Annotated in this window: 12 protein-coding genes and 1 pseudogene; 9 read left to right on the forward strand and 4 right to left on the reverse strand. The window is 73.8% G+C overall.

Annotation, left to right across the window (positions count from 1 at the left end; translation table 11 throughout):
- The 5 genes from EAO77_RS30290 to adh all read left to right on the forward strand — a co-directional run.
- Positions 1-2989, forward strand: a 2989-nt coding sequence (locus EAO77_RS30290) for a DEAD/DEAH box helicase (RefSeq protein WP_147991542.1), incomplete at its 5' end; no start/stop codon positions are given.
- Positions 2986-4338 (forward strand): SWF or SNF family helicase, encoded by a 1353-nt coding sequence (locus EAO77_RS30295; RefSeq protein ID WP_147991524.1) that lies wholly within the window; start codon positions 2986-2988, stop codon positions 4336-4338. The genes EAO77_RS30290 and EAO77_RS30295, both read left to right, overlap by 4 nt.
- Positions 4339-4624: 286 nt before the next feature.
- Positions 4625-5161 (forward strand): N-acetylmuramoyl-L-alanine amidase, encoded by a 537-nt coding sequence (locus EAO77_RS30300; RefSeq protein ID WP_410088737.1) that lies wholly within the window; start codon positions 4625-4627, stop codon positions 5159-5161.
- A gap of 210 nt (positions 5162-5371) precedes the next feature.
- Positions 5372-6625 (forward strand): GAF domain-containing protein, encoded by a 1254-nt coding sequence (locus EAO77_RS30305; protein ID WP_261994200.1) that lies wholly within the window; start codon positions 5372-5374, stop codon positions 6623-6625.
- 93 nt (positions 6626-6718) lie between these two features.
- Positions 6719-8242 carry an aldehyde dehydrogenase gene (adh, locus tag EAO77_RS30310; RefSeq protein WP_147991527.1) on the forward strand — a complete coding sequence of 508 codons (1524 nt, stop codon included), beginning with the start codon at positions 6719-6721 and terminating at the stop codon, positions 8240-8242.
- A 297-nt stretch (positions 8243-8539) separates the two neighbouring features.
- Here adh and EAO77_RS30315 read toward each other — a convergent pair whose 3' ends face one another.
- The 3 genes and pseudogenes from EAO77_RS30315 to EAO77_RS30325 form a co-directional block, all read right to left on the reverse strand.
- Positions 8540-9580, reverse strand: coding sequence for a LacI family DNA-binding transcriptional regulator (locus EAO77_RS30315; RefSeq protein ID WP_261994201.1), 1041 nt, complete (start codon positions 9578-9580; stop codon positions 8540-8542).
- Positions 9577-11061, reverse strand: a complete 1485-nt coding sequence (locus EAO77_RS30320; protein WP_147991528.1) for a rhamnulokinase — start codon at positions 11059-11061, stop codon at positions 9577-9579. The genes EAO77_RS30315 and EAO77_RS30320 overlap by 4 nt, the downstream gene beginning before the upstream one ends.
- A 159-nt stretch (positions 11062-11220) precedes the next feature.
- Positions 11221-11802: pseudogene (locus tag EAO77_RS30325) on the reverse strand (SDR family oxidoreductase); the annotation flags it as partial.
- A gap of 82 nt (positions 11803-11884) precedes the next feature.
- Between EAO77_RS30325 and EAO77_RS30330 the strand changes: the two are divergent.
- The 4 genes from EAO77_RS30330 to EAO77_RS30345 all read left to right on the forward strand — a co-directional run bounded on the left by EAO77_RS30330 (position 11885) and on the right by EAO77_RS30345 (position 17232).
- Positions 11885-13279 carry an NADP-dependent succinic semialdehyde dehydrogenase gene (locus tag EAO77_RS30330; protein ID WP_147991529.1) on the forward strand — a complete coding sequence of 465 codons (1395 nt, stop codon included), beginning with the start codon at positions 11885-11887 and terminating at the stop codon, positions 13277-13279.
- Positions 13280-13433: 154 nt separating this feature from the next.
- On the forward strand, positions 13434-15422 hold the full coding sequence (locus EAO77_RS30335; RefSeq protein ID WP_147991530.1) for a hypothetical protein: 1989 nt from the start codon (positions 13434-13436) through the stop codon (positions 15420-15422).
- Positions 15419-16960 carry a hypothetical protein gene (locus tag EAO77_RS30340; protein WP_147991531.1) on the forward strand — a complete coding sequence of 514 codons (1542 nt, stop codon included), beginning with the start codon at positions 15419-15421 and terminating at the stop codon, positions 16958-16960. Before EAO77_RS30335 ends, EAO77_RS30340 begins: the two co-directional genes overlap by 4 nt.
- Before the next feature lie 59 nt (positions 16961-17019).
- Positions 17020-17232, forward strand: a complete 213-nt coding sequence (locus EAO77_RS30345) for a hypothetical protein (RefSeq protein ID WP_147991532.1) — start codon at positions 17020-17022, stop codon at positions 17230-17232.
- Between the two features lie 76 nt (positions 17233-17308).
- Here the strand turns inward: EAO77_RS30345 and EAO77_RS30350 are convergent, their stop codons facing one another.
- The gene (locus EAO77_RS30350) at positions 17309-18184 is read right to left on the reverse strand and encodes a peptidoglycan-binding protein (RefSeq protein ID WP_147991533.1); all 876 of its coding nucleotides are present in this window, start codon (positions 18182-18184) and stop codon (positions 17309-17311) included.
- Between the last annotated feature and the right edge of the window lie 228 nt (positions 18185-18412).

The following is an 18412-nucleotide window of genomic DNA, read 5'->3' on the forward strand; positions in this document are numbered from 1 at the left end:
CCTCTCCACCGCGGCGCTCCAGGCCCTCGTCGCCTGCCCCGCCCTCTTCCTCCCCGGCGACCCGGCGCGCACCGGCCGGGTCGCCTTCCTCCTCCCCGACGTCCCGCCCTACACGGGCCCCACGCCCGCTCAGGGACCGGGGCAGGACCGGCCGTCGGACGGGACGCACGGACCCGGCCCGGACGAGCCGGGCCGGCTCGGGCTGCCCGACGTACCGCGGGAGCGGCTGACGGTCGTCACGGACGACGGCCTCGGCACGGCCCAGGTCCCCGCGCTGCTGCTGTCCGTCGCCGACGCCCTGCCGGTCCTGACCCGCGCGCGGACGGCCGCCACCGCGTCCGCCGCGGCCTCGTTCTGGGGCGCCGCCACCGTCCTCGCGCTGCACCTGGCCGCCCGCGGCCTGCTGCTGCCCGGCCTCAGCGCCACGGACGCGGACGCCTGGCGGATGGGCCCGCTCGCTCCCGAGGACCTCGGCGCGCTGCGCCGGCTCGCCGCGTCCATGCCCCCGTCCGCGCACGCCGTACCGCCGGACCCGGACGCGGACCCGCTGCTGATGCCCGAACCGGAGCGGCTGCTGCGGGAGTTCACCGACGCCGTGGCCGACACGCTGCCGCGCTCCCCCGCGGCCGTCCGGGCCGCCGGAGGTCCGGCGTACACGGCCGCCGAGCCGCAGCACCTGCCCGGCCACCGGGCGTGGGCCGCCGACATCGCCGCCGGGCACGACGCCGGCGTGCGGCTGTCGCTGCGCGTCGAGGTCCTCGGACTCGACGCGGCGGACGCCGACGGCGCAGGCCCGTCCTTCCGTGCGGTGGTGCAGATGCACAGTGTCGCCGACGCGGCGGTCGTCGCCGACGCCGCCGACGTCTGGTCCGGCACCGGAGGGCCCGCGGCGGCCTTCGGCCCGCGGGCGCGGTTCGACGCGCTGCTGGCGCTGCGCAGGGCGGCCCACGCCTGGCCGCCGCTCGCGCCGCTGCTGCACGCGGCGGTGCCCGACGCCATCGACCTCGCCGACGAGGAGGTCACGGACCTCCTCGGCCACGCCGCGCAGGCCCTCGCCGCGACCGGTCTCCAGGTCCACTGGCCCCGGCGGCTGGCACGCGGCCTGACCGCGCGCGCCGTCGTCGGCGGCACCGCGGCCGCGGCGGACGACGCGGCGGACGACGCGGCCGGCGCCGGGCGGCCGCGCACCGGGCACGAGTCCTCCGGCCTGCCGTCCTTCCTGTCGGCGGACGCCCTGCTCGCCTTCGACTGGCGCTTCGCCCTCGGCGACCGGCAGATCACCCGCGCCGAGCTGGACCGGCTCGCGGAGTCGGGACGACCGCTGGTGCGGCTGCGGGACGAATGGGTGCTGATCGACCCCGAGGAGGTGCGCCGCGCCAGGGAGTCCGAGGACCACCGGCTCTCCCCCGTGGACGCGCTCGCCGCCGCGCTGACCGGATCGGCCGAGGTGGGCGGGTGGCGCGTCGAGGTCACGGCCACCGGCGCGCTGGAACGCCTGCGCAGCGCCCTCGCCGATCCGGAGGGCTCCGCCGGCCCGGGCCCCCTCGGCCCGGACATCGCGCAGCCGGCGGCGCTCGCGGCCACACTGCGCGACTACCAGCTGCGCGGCCTGAACTGGCTGCACCGCATGACCTCGCTCGGACTCGGCGCCTGCCTCGCCGACGACATGGGCCTCGGCAAGACGATCACCCTGATCGCCCTTCACCTGCACCGGCAGACGGATCCGTCGGCCGCCGGACCGGCGCTCGTCGTCTGCCCGACGTCCCTGATGGGCAACTGGCAGCGCGAGATCGAGCGTTTCGCGCCCGGCACCCCCGTTCGCCGCTTCCACGGCGCGTCCCGGTCCCTGGCGGACCTGGCGCCCGACGAGGTCGTGCTGACCACGTACGGCACCATGCGGCTGGAGGCCGAACGGCTCGCGGACACCGGCTGGGGGCTGCTCGTCGCCGACGAGGCGCAGCACATCAAGAACCCCTACGCGGCCACCGCCCGCCGGCTGCGCACCATCGGGAGCCGGGCCCGGGTCGCGCTCAGCGGCACTCCCGTGGAGAACAACCTCTCCGAGCTGTGGGCGATCCTCGACTGGACCACGCCGGGGCTGCTCGGCCGTCTCGGTACCTTCCGCAGGTGCTGGGCCGATGCCGTCGAGGGCGGCACCGACCCAGCAGCGGCGGCCCGGCTGTCGGCACTCGTCGGGCCGTTCCTGCTGCGCCGCCGCAAGTCGGATCCGGGGATCGCCCCCGAGCTGCCGCCGAAGACGGAGACCGACCGTGCCGTGTCCCTGACCGCCGAACAGGCCGGGCTCTACGAGGCGGTCGTGCGGGAGGCGCTGGCCGCCGTGTCCGACGCCGGCGGAATGGAGCGCCGCGGGCTCGTCGTCAAACTGCTCACGGGCCTGAAGCAGATCTGCAACCACCCCGCGCAGTACCTCAAGGAGGACGGGCCGGTCCTCGCGGGCCGCTCCGGGAAGCTCGAACTGCTGGACGAGCTGCTGGACACGATCCTCTCGGAGGGCGCGAGCGTGCTCGTGTTCACCCAGTACGTGCAGATGGCACGGCTGCTGCAGACGCACCTCACGAGCCGCGGCGTGCGGACGCAGTTCCTGCACGGCGGGACCCCGGTGGGCGAACGGGAGGCCATGGTGAACCGCTTCCAGCAGGGCGACGTACCCGTCTTCCTGCTGTCGCTGAAGGCCGCGGGCACCGGTCTGAACCTGACCCGCGCCGAGCACGTCGTCCACTACGACCGCTGGTGGAACCCGGCCGTCGAGGCGCAGGCCACCGACCGCGCCTACCGGATCGGACAGGACCGGCCCGTGCAGGTGCACCGGCTGATCGCCGAGGGCACCGTCGAGGACCGGATCGCGCAGATGCTCGACCGCAAGCGGGAGCTGGCCGACGCGGTGCTCGGCGCCGGCGAGGCGGCACTCACGGAACTGACCGACGCGGAGCTGGCGGAGCTCGTGGAACTGCGAGGGAGCGGACGATGAGTCACGGGCACGACGAGGAGCGGGCGGCGACCGGAGGGGACGACGGCGAGCGGACGTTCGACGCGCTGCCCCCGGCGCGTGGCCGCGGCTTCGCCGCGAGCTGGTGGGGACAGGTGTGGCTGGGGGCCCTGGAGGACTCCGCGCTCGACGGCGAGCAGCTGAAGCGCGGTCGGCGGCAGGCCCGTTCGGGAGCGGTGGGGGCGGTCACCGTCCGGCCGGGGCGGATCACCGCCGTGGTGCGCGACCGTGACGGCACGGCGTACCGCGGCGACGTGCTGCTCCCGGTCCTGCGCGAGGAGGAGTGGGACCGCTTCCTCGGTGTGGCGGTGGAGCGCTCAGGTCACATCGCGGCGCTGCTCGACCACGACATGCCACCGCATCTGGTGGAGGACGCGGCCGCGGCCGGGGTGGAACTGCTGCCCGGCATCGGGGATCTGGAGCCCGAGTGCTCCTGCGAGGCGTGGGACCTGTGCCCGCACACGGCGGCGCTCTGCTACCAGGTCGCCCGGCTGCTGGACCAGGATCCCTTCGTGCTGCTGCTGTTGCGCGGACGCGGGGAACGGCGGCTGCTGGACGACCTCCAGTCCCGCAGCGCCGCCCGGGCCGCCGTGCCGTCCGGACCCGCGGCGTCCGGCGGCCCGGAGCCCGGGTCGTCGGTCCGGGCGGACGAGGCGTTCGCGGCGTCGGGCATCCTGCCCGCGCTCCCCGACGGGCCGGCGCTGCCCGCCGGGGCCGGCCGCCCGCCCGCTCTCGACACCGGGACGCCGCCGGCCCCCGGCGTGGACCCGGAGGCCCTGGAGTTCCTGGCCCAGGACGCCGCCGCACGCGCCCTGGCGCTGCTGGCGCGGGCCCTCGCCCCCGCGCACGCCGAGCAGCCTTTGCAGGCCGCTCTCACCCCGGACCAGGACGCGGTGCGGTTGGCGGCGGCCTCCCCGCCGCCGGCGGTGGCGGCGCGGCTGGCCGCGGCGACCGGTCGCTCACGCGCCGGGCTGGAGCTCGCGGCCCGGGCCTGGCGTCACGGCGGAGCGGCCGGACTCGCCGTCCTGGAGACGGACTTCACGCCCGGCGGGGCTCTGCTGGCGCGGGCGACGGCGGCGCTGGAGTCGGCGTGGGACGCTCCCGCCGGGGAGGCCGGGCGGCCTCGGCTGCGAGCCGCGGGAGCCTCGCGCTGGACGGTCGTCGGCGAGGGTCTCCAGCTGCGGCTGGGCCCGGACGGGAGCTGGTGGCCGTACCGCAGGGAGGGGGAGGTCTGGGCGCCCGCGGGCCCGCCGTCGCCCGACCCTGCGACGGCCCTGGACTCGGCGTCCGAGCCGCCCCCGGAGATCGCGACGGAGCCGGGCGGCGCCTGAGGCGGGGTGCCGCCGGGGGCGCACGGAGGCTCCCGGGGGCGTGCGCGCACAAGGACTCCCCGGGGGGAGCGTGGCCGCACGGAGACCCCCGCCACCGTGCGCGAGCGCCCCCTCGGGCGCCAACTCCCCTGCCCTGCAACCCTGTTGCCGGTGCGGGCCATCTGTCGCGAGAGGTGCCGCGCCAGTACCGTATGGGCTCGCTCCGCCGGCCGGCCGCCGGCAGGGGCCCGCGACATCCGCACCGCCGGTGTCGCGTGGCTCCGTGCCGCGCGGCCCCCGGCACGGGATGCTCATGGTCCCTGACACCCCCACAGGTCACACCGACAGGAGAGGTCCCATGGACCGCAGACACCTGCTCCGGGGCGCCGCGGCGACGTCCAACCGCACGGCGTCGAGCAGGCCGACGGCGTACCCCATCCGCTTCGTCGTCGTCCACGTCACCCAGGAGACGTACGCGGACACCCTGTCGATCTTCAAGGACCCCGCCCGCAAGGTGTCCGCCCACTACGTCGTCCGCTCGTCAGACGGGCACGTCGCCCAGTGCGTGCAGGAGCGCGACATCGCCTGGCACGCCGGGAACTGGGACTACAACACCCGCAGCATCGGCATCGAGCACGAGGGCTGGGTGGACCGCCCCGCGTACTTCACCCATGCGCTGTACGAGCGTTCCGCCGCGCTGACCGCGTACGTCTGCGACCGCTACGGCATCCCGAAGGACCGCGCGCACATCATCGGCCACCACGAGGTGCCGGGCGCCACGCACACCGACCCGGGGCCGCTGTGGGACTGGACCCGCTACATCCGGCTGGTGAACTTCGCCTGACGGGCACCGGACCCGCGGCTTCGCCGGGACCGGGGGCTTCTCCGCAACCGGCCCGCTCCCCCGGCACGTGCGCGGAGGCCCGCCGGCGGAGCCGGGCCGCGTCCGCCCCTCGCGGTCCGCAGAAGCCACGGAGGGACGGACGAAGAGGGGCGCCCCGGACGCTTGTCGGCCGCCGTCCACCGGGTCACGATGGGTCGCAGGGAGGCCGAAGTGAGCGACTCATGGGTGGCCCTGGAGCCCGGAGCCGACCCCGCGGAGCGGAGCGCGGCACTGCGCAGGGCCTACGACGCGTACCTGACGGCGGGCCGAGTCGAGCTGCCGGTGCGTCCCGAGGTGGCCGACTCCTGGCGCCGGTCGGCGCGCGCCAGGGTCAGTCCCGAGGGGGTCGCCGGAGTGGAGCTGGACGGCGAGGACCTCGGCGCCTACCGCGACGCCCACGCCCTCGCCCGGGTGATGCCGGTCATCCGCGAACTGACCGGCGCGTACGCGCGGGACGGCGAGCATCTCGTCGCCGTGTGCGACGCGCACGGGCGGCTGCTCTGGGTGGAGGGGCCGGCCGCGACCCTGGCCAGGGCGGACACGATGAACTTCGTGCCGGGGGCACGCTGGGCCGAGACGGCCGCGGGGACCAACGCGCCGGGCACCGCGATCGCCGTCGGCCGGCCGGTGCAGGTGTTCGCGGCCGAGCACTTCCTCAGGCCCGTGCAGTCCTGGACCTGCGCGGCGGCACCGATCCACGACCCGGCGACCGGCCGGGTGCTGGGCGCCGTGGACATCACCGGCGGCGACCGGCTCGCCCACCCGCACAGTCTGGCGTTCGTCGGAGCGGTGGCGCGCGCGGCCGAGTCCCAACTGGCGCTGCTCGCACCGCCCGCCCCGGACCCGTGCGCCCGCCTGACGGCGCTGGGCCGGGACGAGGCGCTGCTGACCGCGGGCGGACGCAGGCTGCGGCTGTCGCGCCGGCACAGCGAGATCCTCACCGTGCTGGCCGGCCGGCCCGAGGGCATCGGCGGCGACGAACTCCTGGTCGAGCTGTACGAGGACGAGCGCGTCACACCGGTCACCCTGCGTGCCGAACTGTCCCGGCTGCGGCGCCTGCTGGGCCCCGATGTGCTGCGGTCGCGTCCGTACCGGCTCGCGCTGCCCGTGGAGGCGGACTTCGACACCGTGACCCGCCGGCTGGCGGCGGGCGCCCTGACGGGTGCGCTCGGCGCGTACGCGGGGCCGCTGCTGCCGCAGTCGCGGGCGCCCGCGGTGTCACGGCTGCGCGACCGGCTCGCGGACGGGCTGCGGGCCGCCCTGGTCGCCCGCGGCGATCCGGCGCTGCTCGCCGACTGGGCGTACAGCGCCTGGGGCGGCGAGGACCTGCCCGTCTGGCGGGCGCTCGCCGCCGCGCTGCCCTGCTCCCAGCGGGCTCCGGCGCTCGCCCGGGCCGCCGCGCTGGACGCGTGGCAGCGGGGGTGAGGGACGCAACGCGGTTGCAACGTCACGGCTCCTAGCCTCCTCGCGAGCGTCGCCCGACGGCGGGCGGCGCGCGCACACCGGGAGGCCCAGGACATGACCCGATACGCGAAGCCGAACACCGACGGCGCGGTCGTCTCGTACGAGTCCCGTTACGACCACTGGATCGGCGGGGAGTACGTCGCGCCCGCCCGCGGGCAGTACTTCGAGAACCCCAGTCCGGTCGACGGCCGCCCGTTCACCGAGATCGCGCGGGGCACCGCCGAGGACGTCGAGAAGGCGCTGGACGCGGCCCACGCGGCGGCGCCCGCCTGGGGCAGGACGTCGGCGGCGGAGCGGGCCGGCATCCTCCTGAAGATCGCCGACCGCATGGAGGCCGGCCTGGAGAAGCTCGCCGTCGCCGAGACCTGGGACAACGGGAAGCCGGTGCGCGAGACGCTGGCCGCCGACATCCCGCTCGCCGTCGACCACTTCCGCTACTTCGCGGGCGCGCTGCGTGCTCAGGAGGGCGCGCTCAGCGAGCTCGACGACGACACGGTCGCGTACCACTTCCACGAGCCGCTGGGTGTGGTCGCGCAGATCATCCCGTGGAACTTCCCCATCCTGATGGCCACCTGGAAGCTGGCGCCCGCCCTGGCCGCGGGCAACGCGGTGGTGCTCAAGCCGGCCGAGCAGACCCCCGCGTCGATCCACGTCTGGCTGAGCCTGGTGGCCGACCTGCTGCCGCCCGGTGTGCTGAACGTCGTCAACGGCTTCGGCGTGGAGGCGGGCAAGCCGCTGGCCTCCAGCCCGCGCGTCGCGAAGATCGCCTTCACCGGGGAGACCACGACGGGGCGGCTGATCATGCAGTACGCCTCCGAGAACATCAAGCCGGTCACCCTCGAACTCGGCGGCAAGTCGCCCAACATCTTCTTCGACGACGTCTCCCGCGCCGACGACGACCTGCGCGACAAGGCCCTGGAGGGCTTCACCATGTTCGCCCTCAACCAGGGCGAGGTGTGCACCTGCCCGTCGCGGGCGCTGATCCAGCGGGGCCACTACGGCGAGTTCCTGGAGGCGGGCATCGCCCGGACCGAGGCCATCGTCCCCGGCCACCCCCTGGACACGGACACCATGATCGGAGCGCAGGCGTCCAACGACCAGCTGGAGAAGATCCTCTCCTACCTCGACATCGGGCAGCAGGAGGGCGCCAAGATCCTGACGGGTGGTCAGCGCATCGAGCACGGCGGCGAGCTGGCGGGCGGCTACTACGTCCAGCCCACGGTCTTCGAGGGCGACAACCGGATGCGGGTCTTCCAGGAGGAGATCTTCGGCCCCGTCGTCGCGGTGACGTCGTTCTCCGACTTCGACGACGCGATCGCCAAGGCCAACGACACCCTGTACGGGCTGGGCGCCGGCGTCTGGACCCGCGACGCGAACACCGCCTACCGCGCGGGCCGCGCGATCCAGGCGGGCCGCGTCTGGACGAACTGCTACCACGCCTACCCCGCCCACGCCGCCTTCGGCGGCTACAAGCAGTCCGGCATCGGGCGCGAGACGCACAGGATGATGCTGGACCACTACCAGCAGACGAAGAACCTGCTGGTCAGCTACTCACCGAAGAAGCTCGGCTTCTTCTAGCGGCGGGAAAGAAGGCGCCTGACCTGGGGTTTTCCCCGGGTCAGGCGCCTTCTTGGAGCACTCGAGCATTCCTGCGGGGCCCCGGTCCGGAGCAGCCCCGCGGGCGCGGGGTCGGCCGCCCGCGGGAAACCCGGCTCAGGTGGTGGCACGGAGCATCTCCGCGGGCGCGGGGTCCACACTTGCTGAGCTGGGACGCTACCCCAAGAAGGGCCAATATTCCTTTAGTTGTGCATCGCCAGTACAAGACCGCGCCATCGAAGCGAACGTCCTCACTGGCTGGCATGGGTGTGGGCCGCATCAGAGGCCTGTCGATTTCCTCACGACGAGTTCGGGGAGCAGGACGACGTCTCTGTGACAGTGGGTTCCGTCGGTGTTGTCGATCTCGTTGAGGAGAAGGTCGACGGCCCGGAAGCCCAGCTCACGCGCCGGCTGGCGCACGGAGGTGAGCGGTACGGCTGCCGAGGCGGCGTACTCGATGTCGTCGTAGCCGACGATGGCCAGCTCACCCGGCACGCTGATGCCGGCCTCGTAGGCGGCCTGCAGGACTCCCAGGGCGATCAGGTCGTTGGAGCAGAAGACCGCCGTTGGCCGATCGGGCAGGCCGAGAATGCGTGCGAACGCGTCCCGGCCGCCTGCCACTCCTGAAGTGTGAGACGAGATCTCCGTGACACCGGCCGACTCACCCGCTGCGTTCAGGGCGCGAAGGATGCCTGTCCTGCGGTCGCTGACCTGATGCAGCTGCGCGTCTCCTCTGACGTACGCGATCGACCGATGGCCCGCAGCAGCGAGGTGGCGGCCGGCCATCTCACCGCCCACGATGTCGTCGACGGCCACGGAGCAGGCGTCAGTCGCGGCGGGAGCCCCGTCCACCAACACGTAGGGGATGCCCTGTCGGCGGAGGGTTCCGAGAACTGGGGTCGTGGTGGCCGCCGGGGTGACGAGGACACCTCGCACCCGGTGCTCGGCGAACAGGCTGAGGTAGTGCGACTCGTCCGCGCCGTCCGGGCCGCTGCTGCAGACCATGACCCCCAACCCGGCGGCTCGTGCCGCCTCCTGGGCGCCGCGGGCGATCTCGACATAGAAGGGGTTCGCCAGGTCGAGGACCAGGAGGGCGAGCATGCGGCTTCTTCCGCCGCGCAGTTGCCGGGCGTTCTCGCTGCGGACATACCCGAGTTCCCGGATGGCGTGCTGGACCCGTTCCCTGGTGCGTTCCGAGACGCGCTGAGGGTGGTTGAGCACGTTGGAGACGGTGCCCACGGACACGTCCGCGTACTGGGCCACGTCCTTGATCCCGGGGCCGGTCGATCCGGAGATCGGGGTCCGGTCGGCGTGGTTCACGGCCGTAGCCGGGACGCGGCAGCGTCCCAGTCGGCCTGCCGTCCTCGGGGCGTGTACTCGCGCAGGGCCTGCGTGTCCGCGATGAGTGTCCGCATGTGCGCCAGGTCGCTGACGGCCCCGGCCGCGCGTGCCTGGACGAGGACGTTGCCGATCGCGGTGGCCTCCGCCGGGCCCGCGGTGACCGGCAGACCGGTGGCGTCCGCGGTGAGCTGGCAGAGCAGCGCGTTGCGGGATCCGCCGCCGACGAGGTGGATTCTGGTGATGGTGCGTCGGGCCAGTGCGGCGGCTTCGGAGAACACGGTGCGGTGTGCCAGGGCGAGGCTCTCCAGGATGCATCGCACGACGGCGCCCTGGCTGGTGGGGACGCGTTGACCTCGCTGCCGGCAGAAGTCGCGGATGCGGTGCGGCATGTCGCCGGGGGCGAGGAAGGACGGGTCGTCGGGGTCGATGACGGAGGCGAAGGGCTCCGCGCGCTCGGATGCGGTGAGCAGGCCGGACAGGTGGGTGGGCAGCCCTTGGTCGTGCCATGCGCGGCGGCATTCTTCGAGTAGCCACAGGCCCATGATGTTCCGCAGGTAGCGGATGGTGCCGTCCACGCCGCGTTCGTTGGTGAAGTTGGCCTGCCGGGAGGCCTCGGTGAGGACTGGTGTGTCGAGTTCCAGTCCGGCGAGGGACCAGGTGCCGCAGGAGATGTACGCGAAGTGGTCGTCCTGCGCGGGGACGGCGGCGACTGCGGAGGCGGTGTCGTGGGAGGCGACTGCGGTCAAGGGTGTGCTGTCGGGAAGGCTGGTTGCGGCGGCGACATGCGGGAGGAGTGTGCCGGCGTCGTCTCCGGGCCTGCGCAGGGGTGGGAGAAGCGACGGGCGGACACCGAGCCGCTGGAGCAGGTGGGGAGACCAGGTCGCGCTGCTCGCGTCGAACAGGCCCGTCGTGGAGGCGTTCGTCTCCTCCGTGCCGAGTGTGCCGGTGAGCCAGTTGGTGAGCAGGTCGGGGATGAGGAGGAGCTTGTCCGCGTTGTCGAAGGCCGCCGTCCTCCGGTGGGCGGCGATCTGGAAGATGGTGTTGAACGGGAGATGCTGCAGGCCGGTGATGCGGTAGAGCTCGCGGGCGCCGAGGGATTCGGCCAGGTCGTCGGCTACGGGGGCGGTGCGGGAGTCGCGGTAGTGGTACGGGGGGCCGATGAGGGTGCCGTCGGTGTCGAGCAGGCCGTAGTCGACGGCCCAGGTGTCGATGCCGATGGACGCGATGTCGGCGACCGCTCCTGCGGCGCGTAGTCCGTCGAGGGTGCTCTGGAAGAGTGCGGTGATGTTCCAGTGCAGTCCGTCGGCGAGGTGGAGTGGTGTGTTGTCGAACCGCTGGACTTCGGTGAGGTCGAGGTGTCCCCTGCCCACGCGGCCCAGCATGACGCGGCCGCTGGTGGCTCCGAGATCCACGGCGGCGTATGCGGAGGGGTAGACGTGGGAGCTGGGTCTGGTGGTCATGTGGGGTCCTCGGGGTGGCCCTGTGGGGCGGGTTGGCTTGGTGGCCGGCGGCGGGGCAGAGCCCTGTGCGGGGGATGGATGGCTCTGCGGGAAGTCCGCCGCCGGCCTGCCCGCGGCTCGGCCGGGTCAGGCGGGCCGGGCGGCAGGCGTCTGTGGGTGTCAGCGCAGGAAGGCGGTGGCGACGCCGGCGTCGACGGGGATGTGGAGCCCGGTGGTGTGGGTGAGCTCGCCGCCGGTGAGGGCGAAGACGGCGTTCGCGACGTGCTCGGGCAGGACTTCGCGCTTGAGGATGGTGCGCTGGGCGTAGAACTCGCCGAGCTCGTCCTCCTCGATGCCGTAGGTGGCGGCGCGCTGGGCGCCCCAGCCGCCGGCGAAGATGCCGGAACCGCGGACCACGCCGTCGGGGTTGACGCCGTTGACGCGGATGCCGTGCTCGCCCAGCTCGGCGGCGAGCAGACGCACCTGGTGGGCCTGGTCGGCCTTGGTGGCGGAGTAGGCGATGTTGTTGGGGCCGGCGAAGACGGCGTTCTTGGAGGCGATGTAGACGATGTCGCCGCCGAGTTTCTGCGCGGCCATCAGCCGGGCGGCCTCGCGGGAGACGAGGAACGAGCCGCGGGCCATGATGTCGTGCTGCAGGTCCCAGTCCCGGGCGGTGGTCTCCAGCAGCGGCTTGGAGATGGAGATGCCGGCGTTGTTGACGACCAGGTCGACACCGCCGAAGGCCAGCGCGGCCTCCCGGAAACCCTCCACCCCCCTGTCCGCCGGGCCCGTGCCGCGCACGGGCCGCGGCGGGACGCCGGCCCGAGCAACCACAGGAGAGTCCATGCCCATCGCCACCGTCGACCCCGCCACGGGGGAGACGCTCAAGACCTTCGACGCCCTCGACGACGGCGACGTCGAACGTCGGATCGCCGTCGCGGCGGCCGCGTACACCCACCACCGCACCACCTCGTTCGAGAAGAGGTCCGCGCTGCTGAACCGCGCCGCCGATCTGCTCGACGAGGACCGCGACGCGATCGCGCGCACGATGACCACCGAGATGGGCAAGCCCGTCACCGCCGCCCGCGCGGAGGCCGCCAAGTGCGCGAAGGCGATGCGCTGGTACGCGGAGCGCGCCGCCGGCCTGCTCGCCGACGAGCACCCCGACGAGGCCGACGTCCACGACTCCGGTGCCTCCCGCGCCGTCGTGCGGTACCGGCCGCTCGGCGTCGTCCTCGCCGTCATGCCGTGGAACTTCCCGCTCTGGCAGGTGGTCCGGTTCGCCGCACCCGCGCTGATGGCGGGCAACACCGGCCTCCTCAAGCACGCGTCCAACGTGCCGCAGACGGCCCTCTACCTGGAGGACCTGTTCCGCCGCGCCGGATACCCCGAGGGCTGCTTCCAGACCCTGCTGGTCGGCTCGGGTGCCGTGGAGGGGATCCTGCGCGACCCGCGGGTCGCCGCGGCCACCCTGACCGGCAGCGAGCCGGCGGGCCGGGCGGTGGCCGCGGTCGCCGGTGACGAGATCAAGAGGACGGTCCTGGAGCTCGGCGGCAGCGACCCCTTCATCGTGATGCCCTCCGCCGACCTCGACCGCGCGGTCGCCACCGCGGTCACCGCACGTGTCCAGAACAACGGGCAGTCGTGCATCGCCGCCAAGCGGTTCATCGTCCACGAGGACGTCCACGACGCGTTCCGCGACCGGTTCACCGCGGCCATGCGGGAGCTGAGGGTCGGCGACCCCATGGACGAGTCGACCGATGTCGGGCCCCTCGCCACCGAGCAGGGCCGCGCCGACCTGGAGGAACTCGTCGACGACGCCGTGGGCCACGGTGCCGAGGCGACCTGCGGCGGACGGCGTCCCCCTGGGGCGGAGCGGGGCTGGTACTACGAACCCACGGTGCTCACCGGGGTGACGGAGGCCATGCGCATCCACCGCGAGGAGGCCTTCGGGCCCGTCGCCACCCTGTACCGGGTCGCCGGCCCGGAGGAGGCCGTCGCCCTCGCCAACGACACGCCCTTCGGGCTGAGTTCCAACGCCTGGACCCGCGACCGGGCGGAACAGGAGCTCTTCTCCCGGGACATCGAGGCCGGCGGGGTGTTCTTCAACGGCATGACCGCCTCCCACCCCGCCCTGCCCTTCGGCGGAGTGAAGCGGTCCGGATACGGCCGGGAGCTCTCCGGCCACGGCATCCGCGAATTCTGCAACATCACCACCCTGTGGCACGGCGAGGAGTAGCCCCGGCGGTGTAGCTGACACACTGTCACGTCACAGTTCTGCACGGTGCGGAACAGGCCCGCACAAGCCTCGTGATCCGCCTCCCCGACGGGTAAGTTCCCTCAGTGCACGGCGAGTTGATCTCCTCGCCGTGCCGGGGAGACGGGGGAGCGGGATGGGCGGGAGACTGTACGGCCAGCAGACACTGCACGAGGACTTCGTGCCCCGGCTCGTCGGACTCCATCACACCGGCAACTACCAGGTCCCCTTCGCCTTCCCGGCGGGCGCTCCGGTCGTCGAGATCGTCGGCGGCCGCGGCAGCGGCCGGACCGCGCTGATCGACGCCGTCCACGACGCCTACAACGGGCGCGTCCCGCTCGCCCGGGTGGACCTCGACGCGCCCGGGTTCGGCGAACCGGGCGTCGCCGACCTGGCCGACGAGGACGCCCCGAACGCCTCCCACCTCACCCAGCTGCTGTACGTGCTGGCGTACCGGCTCGGACTGGACGTGCGCCACTTCGGCAGGGCGCTCGCCTTCCCGCGGCTCTCCCTCGGGCTGCTGGTGGTGAGCGCGTGGCGTCCGCTGAACGCCGACGAACGGGACGTGCGGCCGCCCGACCTGCGCCGCGCCGAGGCCGACCTGCGCACCCTGGTCACCGCCGAGGACGCGGATCCACGCCGCCGCCGCGAGAGCCTCGGCCGCTGGTTCGACCTCGTCACCGACAACCTGCCGCAGGTGCTCTCGGCCGTACCCGGCCTCGACTCCCTCGCCGGCATCGTCCTCGACGCCGCCCGCCAGCAGCTGCTCCGCAGCGAACCGGACAAGGGCGCCCTCGCCTGGTGGGGAGCCAGGCTCCACGGATCGCAGGGCTACCAGGGCGACCCGCTCCAGCGCCTGTTCCAGTTCGTGCGGGTCTTCCGGCGCCTGGACGACCGGCGGCGGACCGCCGAGGAGCACCTGGTGGCCGCCCTCCTCGACGACATCGACGGCAACTACGGCCGTCTGCGGCGGCTCAACCGCAAACCGCGTCCCCTGCTCCTGGTGGACAACGCCCACACGGCGACCGGCCGCGCCTTCCTCGCCCTGCTGGAGCAGGGCGCGGGCGGCCCCCGGCCCGGACCGGTGACCCGGCCCGTCGTCCTCGCCACCCTGCTCGGCCGCGGCGCACCGCACCCGCCGCTCACGGACGCCGCCGGCGCCGTACCGGCGGCCGGCTCGCTCGTGCTGCGCATCCCCGACGTGGAGCCCGCGCACATCGCCGAGATGCTCAGCCCCGTCGACTACCCCGACCACCTGCCCCGGCTGGTCGCCCGCTACAGCGGCGGCCGTGCCGCCAGCGCGCGGACCCTCGCCGACACCGCCGTCCGCCGCGTCCGGGAGACCGGAAACCTGGACACCGCGGACCTCCTCGACGCGGCCGCACCCGAACTGCTCGCCAAACTGCTGCCCGACCCGGTCATGCGGGAACGGCTGGTGCTGCTGTCCGCCGCCGCCGACGCCGCGACCCGGCGCGGCCTGTGGACCTTCGCCCACCCCGAGGACCACTCCGCGGACCTCGTCGCCGCGCGCGTCCGCGAGACCGACGACCACCGCCGCGCCTCCTGCCTCGACGGGGACCGCGCCCTCGACCTGGTGCTGCGCCACCGGTTCGCCGCCACCGCGACCCACGAGCGCTGGCGCGACACCCAGCTGCGGCTGCGCTCCCTGTGCGACCCGCGCGGCGACACCTACCTCCACCACACCCTCGCGCTCGGCCGCACCGAGGAGGTCGTCTGCGCACTCCACCACCGCTTCACCGGCGCCGCCCCCGCCCAGTGGCTGACCACGCTCAACACGGTCTGCTCCGCGCCCCGTCCCCGGCCGGGCTACCGGCCGCCGGCCCCGGCGGCGCCCCTGTCCTGCACCGCCTGCGGCAGTGACCGGCCCAGCCCGCAGCACGAAGCCGTCGCCAGTCTCGTCCCCCTGCTGTGGCGCCTGTCCGACCCGCTGACCCTCGCGCCCCGCGAGGACGAACTGACCACCGTCCGCATCGCGCTGGAGACGCTGTACGGCAACAGGGCCGCGCACGCCGCCTACCGCGAGGCGTCCGCCGCCTGGCCGGCCCGTCTGCGGGCCGGGGTCCAGGCCCCCGGCCTGCCCGTCCCGGAAGGGGATCCGTCATGACGTCGTTCCTCCGCAGACTCCCCGGCGGCCCGCTCACCAAGGCGGCCGCCCTCCTCGGCGCGCTCGTCGTGCTGGGCGGCGCGGCCTGGATCGCGTTCGCCGTCCTCGGACCCGACCCGTCCTGCGGGCAGGGCATCGAGGAACGCGGCCCGGACGGCCGCGAGGAGTGCACCGGGGTCACCGACGGCAGCTTCGTCTTCGCCGACAACCTCGCCGCCGTCAGCGCCCGCATCAAGGCCGAGAACGAACGCATCCGGGACGAACCGCACGTCTCCGTCGCCGTGATGCTCCCCATGACCGCGGCCCAGCCCTTCGAGCAGCGGAAGACCCTGCACGAGGTCCAGGGCGCCTACCTCGCCCAGTACCGCGCCAACCACGACTCCAACAGCAAGAAGCCCGCGATACGGCTGCTGCTCGCCAACCCCGGCCGCAACCACGACCACTGGCGCGCCGTGGCCGAACAGCTCGGCGACATGTCGGAGTCGGGCAAGGACAACCTGCGGGCCGTCATCGGCTTCGACGTCTCCACCGCGACCACCCAGGCGGCCATCGCCTACCTCACCCGCGAGCGCGGCATCCCCGTCGTCGGCGGGCCCATCACCGCCGACGACCTCGGCAACAGCGCCGCCCGCCCGGACGCCTACCCCGGTCTCGCCCGCGTGGTGCCCACCACCACCGACCAGGCCCGCGCCCTGTCCCACTTCCACCAGGACATCGACCCGAAGCACACGCTCGTCGTCGAGGACGTCCGCACCGGGGACAACTACGTCGACGCCCTCAAGCGGGCCTTCGCCGAACGGACCGCCGGATCGCCCAGGGCGCCCGAGCAGTTCCGTGCCCCCGACGAGTTCCACGAGGAGGGCACCACCGCCAACGCCTTCGACCAGATGGTCGACACGATCTGCACCTCGCCCGCCCGGGTCGTCTACTTCGCCGGACGCCCCGTCCAGCTGCGGCAGTTCGTGAACGAGCTCGGCAACCGGGGCTGCACCGAGAAGAAGTACACCGTCATCACCGGATCCGGCGCCTCCACCCTCTCCTCCGACGCGCTCCTCGACTGGGACGCCTTCCGCAAGGGCGTCACCCTCCAGTACGCGGCGGTCGCCCATCCCGACGCCTGGACCGGGCCCCGGGCCCCCGCCACCGGCGGTTCGGCCGCCGCCTACCGCACCCTGGCCGACCTGGTCGCGAGCAAGGAGGCCGGCGACATCGGCGAGGTGGAGCTCACCGACTCGCGGACCATCACCTTCTACGACGCGGGCCTCACCGCGATCACCGCCATCCGGATGCGCGACGACAGCGACCCCGTCATCCCCGCCCTCGGCCGTATCGGCGACGCGTGGCTGCGGCTGCACGGCATGGGCAAGGTCGAGGGCGCGAGCGGCTGGATCTGCCTCGACAACTACGGCAACCCCTACAACAAGGCGGTGTCGGTCGTGGAGCTTTCCCCGGACGCACCCGGCCGCATCCGCTTCGTGGGCCTCGCCTGGCCGACGGGCAGACCCACACCGGCGGACTGCACGGCGAGCCGGACCTGAGGCATGCCGATGACCCGGCAGCGCGGTGTCCCCCGTCCCCCGCGGCTCGTTGACCCGGCATGAGCGTCATGGAGCGGCTGATCGAGGACACCGCGTACGAGTACGGCCTGTCCCTGCCCACCGTCAGGAAGCTGCTGAGGCTGTGCGAGGAGCTGCGTGCCGAGCACGGGGACGCATGGACCCACCGTGACCTGGCCGTCCTCGTGGAACGTGCCGTGCTGGACCTGGAGCCGTGGGCACTGGAGTGGCTGGAGGCCTCGCGCGGCCGGTGAGCCGGCCCGCGCGCACGGCGGTCCGGGCCGCGCCCCCCGGGGGGACGCGGCCCGGACCGCCCGCCGCGGCGGGCGGTCAGACGTTGGGCACCTTCAGCCTGTCCCAGCTGGTCTTGCCCGGGATGCCGTCCGCGTCCCCGCCCGAGTACCCCAGCTTGCGCTGCCAGGCGGCGTAGGACTTGCGGTCGGCCTCCGACCAGGCGGGCCCCGGCCCCACCTCGTAGCGGCCGCAGCCCTCGGCCACCAGCCGCCTGCCCATCGCGGTGACGATCGCGCTGCGCCTGCCGACCTGGAAGAACGCCGCGCCGGGGAAGGGCTCGTACCGCGGCGGGGGCGGCGGAGCAGGCGGACCGTCGGGGTTGCCGCCCAGCCGCTGCCCGATCCGGTCGCGCATCGCGTCCATCGTGAAGCCGCGCGGGTCGACCTTTCCCGGCTGCCACTCCTTGTGGCCGATCACCGAGCGCTGCGACCAGCCGTGCGCCCGGCAGATCGCGGCGGACGCCTTCTCGATGGCCTCCAGCTGCGCGGCCGGCCAAGGATCCTTGCCGTCACCGAGGTTGACGCACTCGAAACCGTAGAAGTGCCGGTTCCCGTCGGTGTTGGCCTCGTTGTCCGCGGGCAGCGCCGTCTCGTTGACGACGGCCCGCAGCACGTCGTCGTCCCCGAGGCCGGCGTGGTTGGCCCGCCCGTTGCCGACCAGGTACACGGTGCCGTCCTTGGCGATCACGCCGTGGCACAGTGGTCCGGGCAGGCTGGAGTGCCCGTTGTAGCAGAGTTCGACGGAGCTCTGGGTTCCCGAGGTGACGGTGTGATGGATCATCACCCCGTTGACCGGGCCCCAAGGGCCTTTGTGGTTGCGGTTGTGCGTCCGCCAGCTCCGGTGCTCGACGACGCGCAGGCCTTCGTCGCGCAGCGCTTTCAGTAATCTGTCGGCGGACAGAGGCGTTGCCATGGTGGTGCTCCTTCCCGGGCCGACCGTCAGCTCTCGGACCGTCCCTGATCGTTTTGCCCGCTATCGGGGTCCGGTGAACCGGTGTTCGTCCCTTGCGAGCGCGGCGGGACCTGCCGTCCCGCGGCTTTCTGGACGGTCGCGGCCCGCACGGCCGCGGCTGACGCAGAGTGGCCCGCCGACGTGTCACGCCGTCCGCTGCCGGTGTCCCCGCACGGGGTCGGGGTGCAC

It is taken from the genome of Streptomyces sp. T39 (genome assembly GCF_008042045.1).
In the GTDB taxonomy this organism is placed as follows: domain Bacteria; phylum Actinomycetota; class Actinomycetes; order Streptomycetales; family Streptomycetaceae; genus Streptomyces.